This is a genomic window from Bacteroidota bacterium (genome assembly GCA_016713765.1).
Taxonomy (GTDB): domain Bacteria; phylum Bacteroidota; class Bacteroidia; order AKYH767-A; family 2013-40CM-41-45; genus Pollutiaquabacter; species Pollutiaquabacter aromativorans.
In genome coordinates this window covers 865,912-884,185 of record JADJON010000001.1, presented here as the reverse complement: position 1 = coordinate 884,185, position 18,274 = coordinate 865,912, and the positions used below count along the sequence as shown (strand labels likewise).

Annotated in this window: 18 protein-coding genes; 6 read left to right on the top strand and 12 right to left on the bottom strand. The window is 48.5% G+C overall.

Annotated features, from left to right (window positions below):
- Positions 1–43: 43 nt before the first annotated feature.
- From IPJ96_03430 to IPJ96_03385, 10 genes are all read right to left on the bottom strand, one after another.
- Positions 44–1,597, bottom strand: a complete 1,554-nt coding sequence (locus IPJ96_03430; protein ID MBK7909400.1) for a glutamate--tRNA ligase — start codon at positions 1,595–1,597, stop codon at positions 44–46.
- Between the two features lie 126 nt (positions 1,598–1,723).
- Positions 1,724–2,272 carry a hypothetical protein gene (locus IPJ96_03425; protein MBK7909399.1) on the bottom strand — a complete coding sequence of 183 codons (549 nt, stop codon included), beginning with the start codon at positions 2,270–2,272 and terminating at the stop codon, positions 1,724–1,726.
- Between the two features lie 429 nt (positions 2,273–2,701).
- A complete protein-coding gene (locus IPJ96_03420; protein ID MBK7909398.1) occupies positions 2,702–3,736 on the bottom strand; it encodes an RHS repeat-associated core domain-containing protein in 1,035 nt (344 codons plus the stop codon).
- A complete protein-coding gene (locus tag IPJ96_03415) occupies positions 3,708–4,205 on the bottom strand; it encodes a hypothetical protein (protein MBK7909397.1) in 498 nt (165 codons plus the stop codon). The genes IPJ96_03420 and IPJ96_03415 overlap by 29 nt, the downstream gene beginning before the upstream one ends.
- Positions 4,202–5,134, bottom strand: coding sequence for a hypothetical protein (locus IPJ96_03410; protein MBK7909396.1), 933 nt, complete (start codon positions 5,132–5,134; stop codon positions 4,202–4,204). Before IPJ96_03410 ends, IPJ96_03415 begins: the two co-directional genes overlap by 4 nt.
- Positions 5,135–5,482: 348 nt before the next feature.
- The gene (locus IPJ96_03405; protein MBK7909395.1) at positions 5,483–6,409 is read right to left on the bottom strand and encodes a hypothetical protein; all 927 of its coding nucleotides are present in this window, start codon (positions 6,407–6,409) and stop codon (positions 5,483–5,485) included.
- Between the two features lie 184 nt (positions 6,410–6,593).
- A complete protein-coding gene (locus IPJ96_03400; protein ID MBK7909394.1) occupies positions 6,594–7,211 on the bottom strand; it encodes a hypothetical protein in 618 nt (205 codons plus the stop codon).
- On the bottom strand, positions 7,211–8,152 hold the full coding sequence (locus IPJ96_03395) for an RHS repeat-associated core domain-containing protein (GenBank protein ID MBK7909393.1): 942 nt from the start codon (positions 8,150–8,152) through the stop codon (positions 7,211–7,213). Before IPJ96_03395 ends, IPJ96_03400 begins: the two co-directional genes overlap by 1 nt.
- A gap of 216 nt (positions 8,153–8,368) precedes the next feature.
- A complete protein-coding gene (locus IPJ96_03390; GenBank protein MBK7909392.1) occupies positions 8,369–8,632 on the bottom strand; it encodes a hypothetical protein in 264 nt (87 codons plus the stop codon).
- A gap of 2 nt (positions 8,633–8,634) precedes the next feature.
- Complete coding sequence (locus IPJ96_03385) at positions 8,635–9,879, bottom strand: RHS repeat-associated core domain-containing protein (GenBank protein MBK7909391.1); 1,245 nt, start codon at positions 9,877–9,879, stop codon at positions 8,635–8,637.
- A gap of 153 nt (positions 9,880–10,032) precedes the next feature.
- Between IPJ96_03385 and IPJ96_03380 the strand changes: the two genes are divergently transcribed.
- Both IPJ96_03380 and IPJ96_03375 read left to right on the top strand, forming a co-directional pair.
- Positions 10,033–10,281: a hypothetical protein gene (locus IPJ96_03380; protein MBK7909390.1), complete on the top strand. Its 249-nt coding sequence runs from the start codon at positions 10,033–10,035 to the stop codon at positions 10,279–10,281.
- Positions 10,278–10,706, top strand: coding sequence for a PIN domain-containing protein (locus IPJ96_03375; GenBank protein ID MBK7909389.1), 429 nt, complete (start codon positions 10,278–10,280; stop codon positions 10,704–10,706). The genes IPJ96_03380 and IPJ96_03375 overlap by 4 nt, the downstream gene beginning before the upstream one ends.
- 366 nt (positions 10,707–11,072) lie before the next feature.
- Here the strand turns inward: IPJ96_03375 and IPJ96_03370 are convergent, their stop codons facing one another.
- Positions 11,073–11,951, bottom strand: coding sequence for a class I SAM-dependent methyltransferase (locus IPJ96_03370; protein ID MBK7909388.1), 879 nt, complete (start codon positions 11,949–11,951; stop codon positions 11,073–11,075).
- Positions 11,952–12,132: 181 nt separating this feature from the next.
- Between IPJ96_03370 and IPJ96_03365 the strand changes: the two genes are divergently transcribed.
- Positions 12,133–12,837, top strand: coding sequence for a hypothetical protein (locus tag IPJ96_03365; protein MBK7909387.1), 705 nt, complete (start codon positions 12,133–12,135; stop codon positions 12,835–12,837).
- A gap of 242 nt (positions 12,838–13,079) precedes the next feature.
- Here IPJ96_03365 and IPJ96_03360 read toward each other — a convergent pair whose 3' ends face one another.
- Complete coding sequence (locus IPJ96_03360) at positions 13,080–13,925, bottom strand: hypothetical protein (protein ID MBK7909386.1); 846 nt, start codon at positions 13,923–13,925, stop codon at positions 13,080–13,082.
- Positions 13,926–14,464: 539 nt separating this feature from the next.
- On the opposite strand from IPJ96_03360, the gene IPJ96_03355 reads away from it, so the two are divergent.
- From IPJ96_03355 to IPJ96_03345, 3 genes are all read left to right on the top strand, one after another.
- Positions 14,465–15,727, top strand: a complete 1,263-nt coding sequence (locus IPJ96_03355) for a hypothetical protein (protein ID MBK7909385.1) — start codon at positions 14,465–14,467, stop codon at positions 15,725–15,727.
- 75 nt (positions 15,728–15,802) lie between these two features.
- Positions 15,803–17,815 carry a hypothetical protein gene (locus IPJ96_03350; protein MBK7909384.1) on the top strand — a complete coding sequence of 671 codons (2,013 nt, stop codon included), beginning with the start codon at positions 15,803–15,805 and terminating at the stop codon, positions 17,813–17,815.
- Positions 17,816–17,825: 10 nt separating this feature from the next.
- A complete protein-coding gene (locus IPJ96_03345) occupies positions 17,826–18,245 on the top strand; it encodes an ATP-binding protein (GenBank protein MBK7909383.1) in 420 nt (139 codons plus the stop codon).
- Positions 18,246–18,274 lie beyond the last annotated feature (29 nt).

Genomic DNA, 18,274 nt, shown 5'->3' with positions numbered 1-18,274 from the left:
CGTAAAGGTAGGTAGGAATACAGCGACGGAAGCGCAGAACGGCTCAGGCCGTTTGCTGCAGTTTCACGAGGGCGGCCTGGATCCGGTCGATGCATTGTTGTCGGCCAAGCAGGGCGACCATGCCGAACAGGTTCACGCCTCCGCCTTGTCCGCTCAGGATCACCCGGAAAAGCTGCAGCACCTCGCCGGGCTTGAGTCCCTGCGCGGCAGCCACCGACTGAAAACTTTGCTCCGCGGTTTCTGCGTTGAACGGCTCCAGGGCAGCGAAGGCCTCGCACAGCGCGAGGAAGAACGCGGCGCGTTCGGGTTTCCAGCGTTTGGCGATCACAGCTTCGTCGTACTTCACGGGCGCTTCGAAGAGGTAACGACCGGTCGGCAGCAGCTCCGATTCGAACTGCACCCGGTCCTTCAGCAGGGCGACGGCCTGCAGGAGGTAGTCGTCGGACCAGCGGGGATCGTTCGCGTCGAGCGTATAGGCTTCGTGCACGCTGAGCCGCAGGCGCTGAGCGATCCCGGTATCGTCCTGTTTGCGGAGGTATTGTTCGTTGAACCACTTCGTCTTTTCCGGATCGAACTTGGCACCGGCCTTGCTGACGCGTTCGAGTGAGAACGCCTCGACGAGTTCGTCAATTGAAAACAGTTCCTGTTCACCGCTCGGGTGCCAGCCGAGGAGCGCGAGCACGTTGAGGAACGCCTTGGGGTAGTAGCCTTTTTCGCGGTAGCCGGACGACACCTCGCCCGTCACCGGATCGGTCCAGTTGAGCGGGAACACCGGAAAGCCGAGGCGGTCGCCGTCGCGTTTGCTCAGCTTGCCGTTGCCGTCGGGTTTCAACAGCAAGGGCAGGTGGGCGAACTGGGGCATCACGTCTTCCCAGCCGAAGGCGCGGTAGAGCAGCACATGCAGCGGAGCCGAGGGCAGCCATTCCTCCCCGCGGATCACGTGGGTGATCTGCATGAGGTAATCGTCCACCACGTTGGCGAGGTGGTAGGTCGGCATGCCGTCGCTCTTGAAGAGCACCTTATCGTCGAGCAGGTTCGACTCCACGCGCACCTCGCCACGGATGAGGTCGTGCAGCACGATGGTGTCGAGTTCGGGGACCTTGAGGCGGATCACATAGGGTTCGCCCGCCGCGAGGCGACGATCGACTTCTTCCTGCGTCAGGATCAGGGAATTCTTCAGGTTGAGGCGGGTGGCGCAGCCGTAGGAGAACGCGCCGCCGGCGGATTCCAGCTCTTTGCGACGGGCTTCCAGCTCCTCCGGCGTGTCGAACGCGTAGTAGGCGTGACCGCTCTCGACCAGCTTCAGGGCATACTGCCGGTAGATGGCCTTGCGTTCGCTCTGTCGGTAGGGCGCATGGGGACCATCGCCGAAACCGACCCCTTCGTTCGGTTCGATGCCGCACCATTTGAGGGATTCGATGATGTATTCCTCGGCGCCCGGGACGAAGCGTTGCTGGTCGGTATCCTCAATGCGCAGAATGAAATCGCCACCTTTCTGCTTGGCAAACAAGTAGTTATAAAGGGCCGTCCGAACCCCGCCCATATGCAGGGGCCCGGTCGGACTCGGCGCAAAACGAACACGGGTACGGCGGGACATGGGGTAAAGGTACGATAGAATGCCGTGGGGTTAAAACGGCCATGATCAGCGCAGGTAGTCTGCTATATATGCTTCATGAAGCGCGTCTTATTTTAACCTTGTGATCTGTGCTAATCCTGAAAACCATTAGTGTTTCATGAACTCTTGCTCCTGAACTCCGGCATTCGGAAAATACTTGCAAGAATAAATCAGGATATCCTCGTCGTACAGCTCCACATCCTCAATGAAGTTGGCGCTTCTGGTTTTCCGATAACTGATAAACAAACCATGCTTCTTTCCATCTTTAAAATTACCATCCTCCCCCTTTTCACCAGATGAATGATAGACCACGAATGGGCCATGCAGTACGCCGTTCTTGTAATTCAAAACCACAAATGGAACCGAGGTTTTAGTCCCCCTTGACAAGTAATGATAAATAATAAACCGACCATTCTTTAATGAATCACGGTATGTCCCTTCATACAACAAGGTGTTATTGCGATTTTCTCTTCTTGTAAATTTCTTAACACGATAGTATTTCCAAACTCCGTCAGGTAATCGCTCTATCAAGCCGACCGAGGTGCCGAATCGAGCCTTGTTTAATATTAGTGGCTCGTTACTTCTGAATAGCGAATCACTCATAATCTCATAAACATTCGATTGTCCACTGGCGAGTATCGGAATAATCAAAATCATGTGTATTAAGTGGAAAATTCTATCTGTGTTCATTTTGGGACCTCTTTTAACGCTTAAAACAATTTGATTACATGTAGTCCTTGGGGCTTCAGCATTCCTTACCTCTTGATCTCCTCATTTGTCTGCGAATTTGGCAGATTAAAACATAGATGTTTTTTACGGAAGTTTTCAAGAGCATATAACCCTAAAGTGATAAGATCTATTGAAATATTTATTTATTTTTAGCAGATTTTAATCTTATTTTTTTTAACATCACTATTAAGAATATCAATATTGCTATATTAACAATAATACAAATCCAGTTATATATTCTGGTGTTCAAAGGAATATTGTGGCTTGAACTCATCACCAAAAGTTCTGTGAAAAGAAAAAAAAGCAGGGTCAAGCTAAATATTATTATTGAAATGTAAAGAGTTGACTTCATGATTATTATCTTTCTATTTTTTGAATTGAATACATTCCTTTACCTTTTTCAGCATTCAGATTATATCCCGCTTTCTCGAATAATCCTTGTGTTGTTTTTAATTGGTCGGCTGAAATTCCTGTAAAATCGAAATTCATGCCGTTTTGCAAAGAGCTTGTATTTCCCTTAAATATTTGAAGCATTGTCCATGCAGACCTTGTTATTAATTCAGCTTGGTCAGTATTGCCATATGCATCATTATATAACATTCCCCATGTTTCGGAAGTATAAACACCAAAACTATTTGTGCCTAAATGTTCTTCCGTGCTTGCGTCCTTATGTGCGTATGCATCCTGCAATGCGTGTAACCCTTGCCCTAATTTGTTAATATCTTCCTTATCCTGCTGGGCAAAAATATTACTCCATCCAAATGATAAACCTCGTTGCATCGCTTCCTCATGTGTCATACCTGATGCAGCTTCCGCGTCCGACATCATAGAATGCCAATTACTGCGCCATTCTTCCTGAGAAAATTGTGTTTTTGAATAATCAATACCTGGCCTGTAAGAATTATTAGTCCCATGTAAAACATTATCAAGATTTAAAACGGAAAGCTCGGGATGGTCTGCATAAACACTCGCATGATGAGCAATATTATCTGCCACCGTATTACTATATCCTAACTTAATGAGGGTATTATAGGTGATATTGTAGTGTACTGACACTGCATATTGTCCGTCAGGGTCAATGTTTAAAATAGGATTGCACCACATGGCATTATATGGTGACCAACTCGGTGCAAGATGTGCTTTAGGGTCCACACTCCCCCACCTCCCCAGCACCGGATCATACATCCTCGCCCCGAAATCATTCACCCGCCAGTCCAGTCCGTTCTCGAACTCCTTCCCATTGAAACCGTAGCGTTGGTGGAAGCCTTTCTGCTCGTCGGAGCTAAGCGCTATGTTAAGCAGCCCGAACGGGTAGTAGTGGTTCTCTTGCAACAGGAAGCCGGGGTAGTGTTTGATGAGGAGGTTATCCGCTTTCCGAACACTCTTTGTCATAGTACCAATTCTCTACATAATGCTGATAGTAATCCTTATTAATTTGCTTTAATGTATTCTTACCCGATAATCTTATGAAATAATATGTGCATCTATCATCCCATGGAAGTGTTAGATAGAGATTATTTTCGCGATCAACTGTAACTGCCAGAACATCAAGATTATTAAAAGCACATATCACTTTTTTCAATTTCTCTTTGTCATATTCCGTTAACTCTAGTGCTTTATTATCAGAATATGCATATTCAATAGACAAGCTTTCAGTGATAAATACACCTCTGTTAACCTTGTAAGTAATTGATTTATATGTTATATAATATAGTCCCTTTCTATGCACTATCTCAATATCGTTAAATATTGAATAGTCAGCCCTCTTTAGCTTATTAAACCTATCTTCAAGTGAGGTTCTCCTAGTGTACCAGAATAATACCAACAAAACCAGGAAAATCGAAAGCAGTATGTACTTCATTTTTTTAGGTTCCTATAGTTTCTCTTCTTGGCATGATATGCTCCCAAAATAATTGAACGTTGATCATCATATGAATCCCATTGCGGTGGATAACCATTTCGCATTGGCATTAATAAACTATTAACATGAGCTCCCGATTGCAACCAAGAATAATCATATCCAACAATAAAACCTGTTGCTGCCCAAAGATAATTTCCAAAATTCATATAATTATGAACAGTGTTATCACCTTCAGCAAGAAAAAGAGCATTCGATTTCAAAGTTACTTTATCAAACTCTACATCAGGGTATCTTCTTGGAAGAACAGAAAATGAATAATCAAAATCCCCTCCCCCCATGCTCTGTAATGCAAAGTTCAATTTCCCTGATTCAAAAGCACCTTGTTCTCCCAACATCGACTGTATATTGTCCTCACTCACAGAGATTAGTCTATTTATTTCTCCTCTTTCTATTTGCTTTGGGTCATTTTGGGAATCTGAAAAATCAGCAAACTTATAGGATTCTTTTACCGAACCATCTTCAATTTTCTCAACCGTATGAATCATGACTCTATCTTCGCCGTCCATGTCTAACTTTCGTTTGTACGCCCCGGCCTGATCAAATTCATACCAATCCATTCCATTGGGGTCTATCATTGAAACTGGATTATTTGCAGCAAAATGGTATGGAGACCAAGACCAGTAATTACTTGCATGCGGGTCAACCATATCCCACCTCCCCAGCACCGGATCATACATCCTCGCGCCGAAATCATTCACCCGCCAGTCCAGTCCTTTCTCGAACTCCTTCCCATTGAAACCGTAGCGTTGGTGGAAGCCTTTCTGCTCGTCGGAGCTAAGCGCTTTGTTGAGCAGCCCGAACGGGTAGTAGTGGTTCTCCTGCAACAGGAAACCGGGGTAGTGTTTGATGAGCAGGTTATCGAAACTCACGTCGGACGGACACTTTGAACTTATTTCATTGTTCTGTATCTATCTTCCCATTTCTTGCTATCTGAATAATATATTTTAGACTCCCCCAATATCGTCCCAAACGATACCGTGTAATGTATACTGTCTCTTTTCTCATAATAAATAGGTGGGTCTAACTCACTCTTCACAGTTATACCAATGTCTGACAGTGATTCAGGAAGCCTAAAATAATCTTTCCGATATTGTTCTATTTTATCTACAAACTCATTACCTTTTTGCATTAAAGTACTCTCTCGACTATTCCAACAACCCCATAAACAAAAGAAAAGACTCGTCTTTACAAATAAACTCGCAAGTGTTTTCATACATTTATGGATTATCTTTTGTGTAAACTGGCTTTGTTGAATAATTAACTCTTGACGGTCTCTCTGTCGGCTCACTTGACGGCAAGTTGTTATAATTTGGTGCCTTTTCCGGTGTAGTAGCTTTCAAATTTTTGATTAAATAATTTCCAATCTGTTCTCCTAAGCTCAAATTACTATTAGGGTCAAAATGATTTGCTCCAAAATCAGCAGCAAACTTATCTGTGGGTAAATCCTCATAACTGTAAGATGACCATTTTGCGAATACTTTATCAGCCCATTCCTGTTGATATCCATCCTGAATAGTTTCACCAACAGGATCCATCATAGCACTTGATATAATATTTTTGGGAATTTCAGAATATGGAATACCCGCCTCTTTCATTGATTGTAACAAACTTTTTGCCTGCGCATTCTCTTGCTTATATTTATAAGCTGTACCAGCATAGAACATAAAATGTGACATATCGAGCCAACCACCTTTTTCTGTATAGATATACCTATCGGCTTGGAGATTGAAAGGTGCAGTTGTTGCAGGAGTTGGCTTGCCTCCACTCCAATCTACTTTTGCTAATCGAAATAATGCATCATGAGCAGCATTACCCCTCTGAATACCCATTTTGGTACTTGTGTTATTTAAGAATTCTATAAAACCAGACACTGTTCCTGCTTGGGGTAGAATTGGCTCCTGTCCATTAGGATCTATCAAAAGAACCGGATTATTTAAACAGAAAACGTACGGACTCCTAGAAGCAAATTTCGCCGCTTTCGGATCCACACTCCCCCACCTCCCCACCACCGGATCATACATCCTCGCGCCGAAATCATTCACCCGCCAGTCCAGTCCGTTCTCGAACTCCTTCCCATTGAAACCGTAGCGCTGGTGGAAGCCGGTCGGACTCGGCGCAAAACGAACACGGGTACGGCGGGACATGGGGTAAAGGTACGATAGAATGATGTGGGTTTAATATCATCTTATTTTTCGTCATACCTTATTTTACAAATCATAATATCTTCGTATTTGCCATGCAAGACTATTAATTTCGAGAGCGGCTGATTCCGAGGAAACCTTCAAGCCCGATACGGATTAGATTTAGAACGATCTCATAATCTAAACTTTAGTATGGTAGGCTTTCAATGGTCTGCTTTAACGCTTCTACAAAATCGTTATCCCCAATCCTATCTTTATAGAGTGAATCTATTTCATCTATTACTTCTGCTTTATTTCTATATTTTGCTTTCGTAACAAACAAATCTACGTATGCTTCCCTATCTGTGTAATTGACTCGCAAGTAGTTTTCTATAATAGTAGAAAGCTCGGAATATATCAGATTTCTTTTAGTTGTATCTCCTAGTTTTTCGTATTTTATTGCATCAAAACTACCTAGATACATACCCCTTTGATAGTCCTTATCAAAATCCATAGAGTCTAGCGAACGTACAAACTCTTGTCCTAGCCTATCGTCTTTGAGCAGAAGCAATATCGACAATTTTAAATTAATAAAACTGGTTTTATATTCTGGACACAAAGAAGTATTTGTATTAATATAAAATAACGCTGTATCTAAATGATTAGTAGAACTATCTCTATAATACAAATTGATATTAGACTTTGCAATATTAAAATATTTAATACAGTTATCCGCACCGCTGACTTTTACCTCTTGGTTACAAGAAAATACTAATGTCACCAACGATATTATTATCGGAATAAAATGTTTTATTGCTTTATTCATTAATAATGCTTGTTTTTAGGTATTGGCATTTCTACAGGCGATACACTCCATTTGTGTGAAAACGATTGAGGAATCGGTACCAATGGATGATATACAACTGGAGTTGGCAAATTTGCCGAGTTGGTAATCCACCATCCTCCACTAACATTTGCTGATAGTCCAGCATTTTTTGTAATACTAGATGCAGGTATTGAAAGACTTGCGACATTTACGCTAGTCCCTGTAGCCTTAATATATGCTCCAGCAGGTTCTTCAAAAGATGACATGAAAGCTTTGCCACAATAACTAACATTTAGGGCAGCTCCTGAATTCATTGAACCATCCAATTCTGAGTTAGATGAAATAATAGTGCTGGAAACAGTAATTCCATTAAACGTTCGCCCCATAGAATTATTCGCTGCTTTGTTATTCAAATTGAAACTGACATCTGCAGAAATTGAGATTGCGCTTTTCTCTCTAACATTTATCATATGATTAACCGCATATTTCCCTTCCTCAACATCTGCTGCGATATATCCAATTCTACTAGAAGTTTGTGATTGTTGAGAGCTACCGAAATTCGGGTTGATATCTTTTAATATATCTGACCCACTTGTCCCCACATAACTATATCCTACTGGTGTATTCTTTGCTGAGGTTACATTATCCATCCACTCATACTCCCCTTTACTATTGCTTTTGACCCATTCATCTATAGCTCCTGTAGGGTCAACTCTGTTTATCGGGTCATTGCTGCAATAGTTGTAAGTTGAGAACGACACCCTTTCATGTGCCTTTGGATCCACCCTCCCCCACCTTCCCAGCACCGGATCATACATCCTCGCCCCGAAATCATTCACCCGCCAGTCCAGTCCGTTCTCGAACTCCTTCCCATTGAAACCGTAGCGCTGGTGGAAGCCGGTCTGACTTGGCGATAATCGAACACAGGTACGGCGGGACATGAGGTAAAGGTACGATAGAATGCCGTGGGGTAAAATCACCTCAAATCCTGTCAAAGCCATCTTTAACAATCAAATTATCTCGAATATGCCTAACTAGATTGCTAATATGCAATGCAACTTTTATTGCGAGGAACATTCAAATGCTTTATAGGCACATTTTGCCTGTAAAGCAATATTTAAAAAGACAATTATTTTCCATGAATGCAAGACTTGTATTTATTTCAGTACTATTCTCTTTACAATTGGCATTCCTTTTATTATTATTATACTCCAAAATATTCCATTCAATAATAACATTAATATAAAATGGTTTTCAGATACATATTTCCATATACCAAAAGGATATTCAATGAAGAACTTTATTATTTTTTCTCCAATTGTTGTCTTGGTTCCAAAATTATAGCCTATAAATGGTGTAAGCAGCATACTGAATGCAACATAAACAATAACACCTATAGTAATTGAAATTATACTTTTCATTCCTAGTTTTTAACTCCGTTGTTTTTAATTTGATCTACTGCTTGCTGTATTCTTTTGTCTGACTCAATTCCGGGTCTTGCTAAATCAAAATGAGGCCCATTTTCATTTCTATTTTGCCAACCACCTAGAATATACTCCATTGAAGTCCCAGGATTACTAAATTTGTCATTGGGTATATCAATGCGGATAATGTTTTTGATATTTTTATTTCCGCTTAACTGTTTGAACAAATCTGAATTGTCCGATATTGGACTTCCTATTAAAATAAGATTATCCACTTCCACACCACCATTTGCTAATTTTAATGCAACTTGCGCTTGCAATACACTGCCATAGGAATATCCTGCCATATTTAATTGTTCACCGTCTTTCAATTGGTTATTTGCCAAATGTTGTTTGTACGTCTCAACCGTACGATTGATCATTGTATTATTTACTGGCAACTCTCGTCCCGTATATTCTCTATATGATCCTTCACCTGGATCTTTACGCGTCCTATACTCTTGCTCGGTACCAGAATTACGATATAAATTGGTAAACATTATGTCTCCTGCTTTCCCTTGACTTGCATTTATTCTCACGAAATCATTTACACCAGCACTTGCGAACGAGCTCCTCCATCTGTTAATATAATTCCAACCGTCTCTATCATTATTTGCACCACCGATAAAATACACCCTTCTGCCATCCGGATCAATTGCATTTATCGGATTATTAAGTACGAAGACATAAGGCGAGGCATTCGCATACGCGTGTGATAACGGATCCACACTCCCCCACCTCCCCAGCACCGGATCATACATCCTCGCTCCGAAATCATTCACCCGCCAGTCCAGTCCGTTCTCGAACTCCTTCCCATTGAAACCGTAGCGCTGGTGGAAGCCTTTCTGCTCGTCGGAGCTAAGCGCTTTGTTGAGCAGCCCGAACGGGTAGTAGTGGTTCTCCTGCAACAGGAAACCGGGGTAGTGTTTGATGAGCAGGTTATCGAAACTCACATCAGTCGGACTCTCATTGGTCACATAAACATAAAAATACCCTGTCGTATTGAACGAGATCTCTTCCGCACTGAGCATCGCAAGCTGATCAGGATTATTGGCCTTTCGTATCCCGCTTCTGGTTGGGTCAAGGTTGAAGTACTTATCGAAAAACCGGTACCTGAAAAAGGCGCGGGCCGTGGCGGATCGCTTGCTGCCGGCTGCTCCATTAACCACCCTGAGGAAAACCGACCTGACATAGCGCAATTTCATGCTGTCTGCCTTTCGAATTCTCATCGGCCCGATAATTCGTTCTAAATCTAGCCAAATTTTGAATCATCGGTCGTTTTGCGCCAAGTCCGTCCACAAGAGTACTTGACAAATCCGGTCAAAACACGTATATTTGTATTATAATTCACACGTGTCATGACCACCAAACTCACCCTTACGATCGACGATTCGGTGATCGCCCTGGCGAAGAAGTACGCCCGTAAGCAGGGAAAGAGCCTGTCCGACATCGTGGAAAAATACCTGATGTCCCTGACGTCGAAAGAATCTGCTGAAGAGACGATTTCCCCCAAGGTGCTTCGTTTGAAAGGCGCCCTATCCCTGCCGGAGGACTTCGATTATAAAAGCGAGCTCGGCAAGGCTTTGTCCAGGAAAAAGCAGGGATGAAGCACCTGTTTCTGGACACCAACGTACTGATCGACTTCCTGGCCGATCGTAAACCGTTTGCGGTTGCAGCAACGCGTCTTTTCGACCTTTCCGCTAAAAGGAAATTAACCCTATACGTTTCATCGGTTTCGTTTAACAACATCTATTACATCATCCGACAGTCCAAATCACATGCGGAAACGCTGAAACTCTTACTTACGCTAAGCGAACTGGTCGAGATCGTTGCTGTTACCCCGGCTGTCATTTCGAAAGCGCTAACATCCGATATCCGCGATTTTGAAGACGCGATCCAATACCATTGCGCAAAGACCATCATCAAGTTGGACGCTCTGGTGACGCGCGATACCCGCGACTACAGGAAAAGCACCCTGCCTGTACTTAATCCCACGGAGGCTATAGGCCTGTTGGAGAGTATGCGCGGCTGACAGGCCAGGTGGGGCTTGAGTCGTGGGCGGTTGGCGGTAGGCGGTGGTTCGTTGAAGGTTGAAGGTTGAAAGTTGAAGGTTGAAAGTTGAAGGTTGAAATTTATCGAGTTGATCGATGCAACAGTATCTCGTCCCTCATTCCTGATATTCAACGCGGAACCCGCCTGCCTGCCGTAGCTTTAGCGAAGGCAGGAAACTCGAAACTCGGAACACTACCGCCTGCCTGCCGTAGCATTAACAAATTAAAACAACTCGAAACGCGAAACTCGGAACACTACCGCCTACCTGCCGTAGCATTAACAAATTAAAACAACGCGAAACTCGAAACCCGGAACCCGGAACAACCAACCCTCACCGGCCCATCAATCAGCTCCGAACAACCCTCCCAAAAACCCCCAACGGCAACTTCACTCCGCTGGTCGCCTGTAAGTAGAGCTCGCCGGTTTCGAGGCCGGGACAATCGGCGAGGAGGTTTTCGAGGATGATGCTGGAAAAGCCGAGCGAGTAAGTGTTGAGGACGAGAAAGTGTTTCTCCTCGAGCAGCGCGCGGACGTGTTGCACCATCTCGTTGATCATGTCTTCGAGTTTCCATTTCTGCCGGTCGGTGCCGTGACCGTAGGCCGGCGGATCGAGGATGATGCCGTGGTATTTCTTTCCGCGCTTCACTTCGCGGCGCACGAAGGTCATCGCGTCTTCCACCAGCCAGCGGATGTCCTGCTGCTGGCTCAGCTCCATGTTCTCCCGTGCCCAACTGACGACCTGCCGGACCGAGTCGAGGTGGGTCACGTCGGCACCGGCAGCGCGCGCGGCAAGTGAAGCGCCTCCGGTGTAGGCAAACAGGTTGAGCACGCGCGGCTGCTCGATGTGGAGCGCTTTCACGGATCGGTAAATGTAGTCCCAGTTGACCGCCTGCTCCGGAAAAACGCCCACGTGTTTGAAGGCGGTGAGGGCCAGTCGGAAGGTCAGGGGCGCCGGCTTCTTACCGCCGCTTTCGGGAAGCTGATACCGGATCTGCCAGCGGTCGGGCGCGTCCTTCATCTTTTTCCAGCTACCGCTCGAGCTGCTCTTGGGCACAAACCGCAGGTGGGCTTTCTTCTCCCAATCGCGCTGCGTCAGCCGGGGATCCCAGACTGCCTGGGGCTCCGGACGAATGGTAATGACCGACCCGAAACGTTCCAGTTTTTCAAAGTTCCCGCAGTCGATCAGTTCGTAATCCGGGAAGCGTTCGGGGGCCAATAACAGCATGGGGCCTAAAAGTAACCATTCCGGTCAAGACCGCATTTTTTAGCTAAAAAACGAAAGTTCTTTATTATGAGCATTTTAAACATAATGATGATAAAAAAATGCAAAAAGGCCTTGCACGAATGAAAAAGCGAATACATTTATACCATCATTTAAATTGAAAACTGCGAACTTTCAATCCCGAATGGATAACCACAACATGCCCGAAAACCTGCAGCAGAAGCTGGAAAACCAGCAGTCGCTGATCCGCCAACTGACCCAGGAAAACGAGGAACTGTACCACCAGTTCAACCACCTGATGATCCGCAACAACAAGCTGTTGAAGCGAATCGACGACCTGCAGAAGATCATCGACGACCTCCACCTGCGCGTGGAAGAACTCCAGCTGATCAGCAACAACCAGCTCCAGTTGAACGACCGGCTACGCCGGGTACCGGGCGGGAAAGAGGTTTCCGGCGCGGCTTTGCCGGGGGTGGTCGCGGCCGATGAACAGTCGCTCGACCTGGACCTTGAGCAGTTGTACATCCGCTGGAAATCCTATCCCGGCCAGGTTGCCCAGAACGCGCCCAACCTCCGCAAGCAGGTACTCATGCTGGCGTACCTCTACCGCAACGGCTCGCTGCGCGCGAACGAATTGTTCCAACTCACCGGCGTGGGCGGCGTGACCGGCGCTCGATACGTATCCTCGCTCAAACGTTTCGGTCTGATCGCCTTCAACGGCGCGCGTAAGAAAGGTCACTACAGCATTACGCCGCAGGGCATCCAGTTCATCGAAGGAAAAGATGAGTACCGCGGTCCGGGCGGCGGGGTTTCGATGCCGGCCGGCATTCCGGTGAAGCACGCGCTGCGTATCCCCGATCCTACTTTGATGGATGGGGATGATCTCTGATAATGTTCTTTCTAAAAACAGAAAACCCGGTTACCTGATAGTGACCGGGTTTTTTATTGTTTTATTCTAGGCTGTTGCCTTACTCTTTATGGCACGCGGATTCCGCGGATCAGGCGGATGAACGCGGATAAAGCTATTCCGACTATATCCGCGCAAGTCCGCAACATCCGCGGCATCCGCGTGCTATAACTTACGAAGAACAAACAGACCGTTGGTATCGAAACCGGATTCCCGGTTTGACACTACTTCACCAAGTTGTTCCGCACGGTGGTTACGGACTGTTGAAGCGTTGCCAGCTTTTCCTTCGTGAGATCGCCCACCGCGTTGATGCCTTCGTAAGCGCTCAGCAATCCTTTCAAGTCGTTGAGCAGGGATGCGGAGCTGGGATACTCTTTCATATCCGACATCAGGTCGATCAGGTTCTGTACGTACTTCTTCTGGTCCACCACGCGTTGATAGAGCTGTTCCTGTCCGGGTGCGGACGGATCCTGCAGCAGGGACAAGCTCAGGTATTGCGACTCGATCACCGAACCGGTGAGCACGTGCGCGGCCACTTCGAGGCGGTGATTCGATTTGAGATACTCCTGGATGCCGGCATACGCGCGGTCCATGATCGACAAGAGCGAATCCTTCTCCGACTGGTACTGGTCCACGCCTTTCACAAACTCTTCGAACGGCTGTTCGACGCCCAGTTTCTTGGCCATCTGGCGGGTGGTCGAGAAGTAGTTGAGCGCGTCCTGGCTTTGTCCGTAAAACGCGGCATAGGACATGTCCACGCCGTAGATACCGTAGTTGACGGCCTTCTGGAAACCGGTCTTGTAACTGTCCGCCCGCTCGGTCGGGTTCAGGAGGGAGCTGTTGTAGGCAATATCCTTCCGGTTGATCAGGTCGAGCAGCTCCAGCGGCGAAGGCAATTCGCCGATCGTATAGAAGAACTTACGGCTCAGTTGCTCCGTGGCCTTGGTGACGGAAGTGTCGATCAAAGCCGTCGCGGCGGTATCGGCAGCCTGTTGCCGGCTATCATCGCCACCCGAACAAGCCTGTAGCAGCGCAGCGCCAAGGCCCAGGAATAAAAGGGAGTACTTCATCTCATCGAATTTGGCCGGAAATTTCGGAAAAGTCGGGGGTGGGATTTGGCAGAAAGCATGAAATCGAGGTTGATTGTTCCGGGTTCCGGGTTCCGAGTTTCGGGTTTCCGGTTGGAAGGTTGGAAGGTTGGAAGGTTGGAAGGGACGTGGGACGAGGGATGAGGACTGGGCACCGCCTACTGCCTACTGCCTACCGTGAACTGGGGCCTGTGCACTGCCTACTGCCTACCGAGAACTGGGGCCTGTGCACCGCCTACTGCCTACCACCTGCCGGGGACTGTGTGACGAGGATTCGAATCCAAATTCGGTCACCTACCTCTCAAAACCCCCAATACCCCAACTATTCGCTATTCGCTATTCGCTGTTCGCTCCCGCCTACGCTCCCACCTACGCTAAAGCTCCGGTGGGCAGGATTCACTATTCACTGTTCACTGTTTACTGTTCACTGTTCACTACTTCCCTTCAACTTTTAACGTTCCCTTACGTTACTACCGATCCCCCGCCCTGCGGGCGAATTCGTAGATTTGTGATACTCTATTATGGCACCGGATTCCTACCGATTGTTGATTGAGAAGCTGGACGGATTCATCCGGAAATACTACCAGAACCAACTCATCCGTGGCGCGATTTACGCGTTCACCCTTTCGTTGGGCTTTTTCCTGCTGGTCACCCTGCTCGAATCGTTCGGTCACTTCAGCATCGGGTTGCGCACCTTCCTGTTCTGGGCGTTCATCCTTGGCATCGGGTTCCTGCTGGTCCGCTTCGTCGCCATCCCCCTCGCCCATCTGTACCGCATCGGCAAGATCATCTCCCACGAAGAAGCTGCGCGCATCATCGGGAAGCATTTTTCCCACGTGCAGGACAAGCTCCTCAACGTCCTCCAGCTTCGTGAGCTGGCCGGCAGCGCCGGCGACAACGCCCTGATCGAAGCCTCCATCAGCCAGAAGGTCGACGAGCTGCGGCCGGTCCCGTTCGTCGCCGCAGTCAACCTGCGTGAGAACCGCCGATACCTCCGCTACGCGGCGCTGCCCCTGGCGGTGCTACTCGTGTTGCTCTTCGCGGCGCCCTCGTTGATCACCGACAGCACCAAACGCCTCATCGAGCACCGGACCTATTTCGAAAAGCCGGCGCCTTTTCAATTCGTTGTCGAGAACAAATCGCTCCGCGCGATCCAGCAGGAGGACTTCCGCCTCGACGTACGTATTGAAGGAAAAGAGATCCCCGCCGAAGCGTCCATCGAACTCGACGGCAAATTGTTTCGCCTCGAAAAAGAATCGGCAACGAAGTTCCACTACAACTTCCGCAACCTGCAACAACCGCAGGAGTTCCGCCTCACGGCCGACGGATTCTATTCGTCCACCTACCAGCTTGAAGCCGTTCCCAAACCCACGCTCATGAACTTCCAGGTGCGCCTCGACTACCCGGCCTACCTGAACAAGAAGAGCGAAACGCTGGAGAACAACGGCGACCTCGTACTGCCGGCGGGTACACGGGTCACCTGGACGTTCAACACCCGCAACACCGACGTTTTCCGTCTCGCGTTCGGCGACACGCTGCTGGCACTTCAACCCGAAGGCGAAGAGCGGTTCAGCCTGAGCCGTCGCTTCCTGCACAACGACAGCTACGCGCTGCTTCCATCCAATCGTTTCCTCGGCTCACCGGATACGGTGAAGTACGGCATCACCATCGTGCCCGACCAGTACCCGACGATCACCATGGAAGAACAGCAGGACTCGCTTTCGCCCAAGCGCACCTTCTTCCGCGGACTCGTGCGCGACGACTACGGTTTCAGCGCCCTTTAGTTCCACTATCATTTCCTGAAGTCGAACGACACCACCGGCACCAACCGCAACCGCACCTTCTCCGAGAACCTCCCGGTGAACCGCAGCCTGACCACCGACGCGTTCTATTATTCCTGGGATCTTTCCTCGGTCAACATCCAGGCCGGCGACGAAGTCGAATATTATTTCGAAGTGCGCGACAACGACGGCGTGAGCGGACCCAAAGCCGCGCGTACACCGGTGCGCGTGTTCAAAGCCCCGAGTCTGCGCGAGATCGCCGAGAGCAGTGAAAAGAGCAACCAGTCGATCAAGAGCGACCTCACCGAAAGCATCCGCAAAGCGCAGCAACTGCAGAAGGATGTGAACGACCTCAACCGCAAACTGCTCGAGAAGAAAGAAGCATCCTGGGAAGACCGGAAGAAAGCGGAAGAACTGCTGAAACGCGAACAGGAACTGCGCAAGCAACTCGAGGAGATCAGCAAGCAGAACCAGGAGAAGAACCGGCAGGAACAGGAATACAAGCGCGTGAACGAGGACATCCTCGCCAAGCAGGAGCAACTGCAGTCGCTGCTCGACAAACTCATGTCGCCCGAACTGGAGAAACTCATGCAGCAACTCCAGGAGCTCATGCAACAGCTCGACAAGACCCAGCTCCAGGAGCAACTCGGTCAAATGAAGAACGACAACAAGGACCTCCAGAAAGAACTGGAACGCACCCTGGAGTTGTTCAAGCAAATGGAATTCGAGCAGAAGATGCAGGAAAGCATCGACAAGCTGAAAGACCTCGCGAAGAAGCAGGACGACCTTTCCAAACAAGCCGACGACAAGAACGCCGACAGCAAGGATCTGCAAGCGAAGCAGGACGAGCTGAACAAGGAGTTCGATGATTTCCGCAAGGACATGGACGAGCTGGCGAAGAAGAACGACGCGCTCGAGGAAAAGCAGAACCTGGAAAACACCGACCAGCAGGAGCAGGAAATCCAGCAGGAGATGGAGAACAGCAGCCAGCAACTGAACCAGGGCAAGAACAACAAGGCGGGCAAGTCGCAGAAGAACGCAGCCCAGAAAATGGACCAGCTGGCGCAGAAGATGGAAAAGAACCAGCAGCAGATGGAGCAGGAACAGGCCGAAGAGGACATGGACGCGCTCCGCGCCCTGCTCGAGAACCTGCTCCGCATGTCCTTCGACCAGGAGAAACTGATGCAGGACCTGCGCGGGATGGACATCAACAACCCGCAGTACCTCCGCGCCGGACAGGAGCAACGTCGGCTCAAGGACAACGCGCGGGTGATCGAGGATTCGCTCTTCGCGCTTTCCAAGCGCGTCATGCAGATCCAGGCGAAGGTGAACCAGGAGATCGCGGCGATCAACCAGAACATGGGCGAGGCCATCTCCAACCTCGAAGAACGCAACGTACCCCAGGCGCGCAGCCGTCAGCAATTCGTGATGACCTCGGTGAACAACCTCACCCTGCTACTCAGCGAAGCGCTCCAGCAGATGCAGCAGCAGCAGGCGAACGCCCAGCCGTCGGCCTCCTGTAAGAAGCCCGGCAAGAAGAAATCGTCTTCGATCGCCGAGATGAAAAAGATGCAGCAGGAGCTGAACAAGAACATGCAGAAAATGAAGGACCAGCTCAAGCAGCAGGGTTCGAAGAGCCAGGGCAAGATCAGCAAGGACCAGTCGATGAGCGAACAACTCGCCAAGATGGCCGCGCAGCAGGAGTACATCCGCCAGCAGTTGCAGCAGCTCAACCAGGAAGACAACAAGGACGGCCGCAAGTCGCTCGGCAACCTCGAAGACATCGCCAACCAGATGGAGCAGACGGAGAAGGACATCGTCAACCGGATGATCTCCGACCAGACCCTGAGACGGCAGGAAGAGATCCTGACCCGGCTCCTGGAAAGCGAACGGGCCGAGCGCGAGCGGGACCAGGACGAACAACGCAAATCCGAGGAGGCGAAAAATCGCTTCGAGCGTAACCCTGCGGCCTTCGAGGAGTATAAAAGACTTAAGTTAAAGGAGATGGAACTGCTCCGGACGGTACCTCCGTCGCTCAGTTCCTTCTACCGGCAAAAAGTTTCAGATTACTTCCAATCCATTGAAAAATAGCGAACTGCTGATGCAGGGCAACGACCAATTACAGACCCTGGAGCTCCGGTCCCAGCCGGATAGTATTGGCGCCGTGGAGCGCATGATCGACCAGCTCCGCGACCAGTACGAAGTCAGCGAGGACATGTACGGCAACATGCTGGTGGCCCTCACCGAGGCTGTCACCAACGCCATTTACCACGGAAACCAATCGGATCCCGGTAAAAAGGTGCACATCAAATACGGCCGCGTCAATAACTCCCTGAATTTCACGATCTCCGACGAAGGCCGCGGCTTCGACTACTACAATCTCCCCGACCCGACCGCCCCCGAAAACCTCGAAAAAGAGTGTGGTCGCGGCATTTTTCTCATGAAGCACCTCACCGACCAGCTCATTTTCTCCGAAAACGGCCGGGTGGTCGAACTCCACTTCAAGCTCGGAAATAATTGATTATAAGATAGTTTGGTTAGACTAGCATT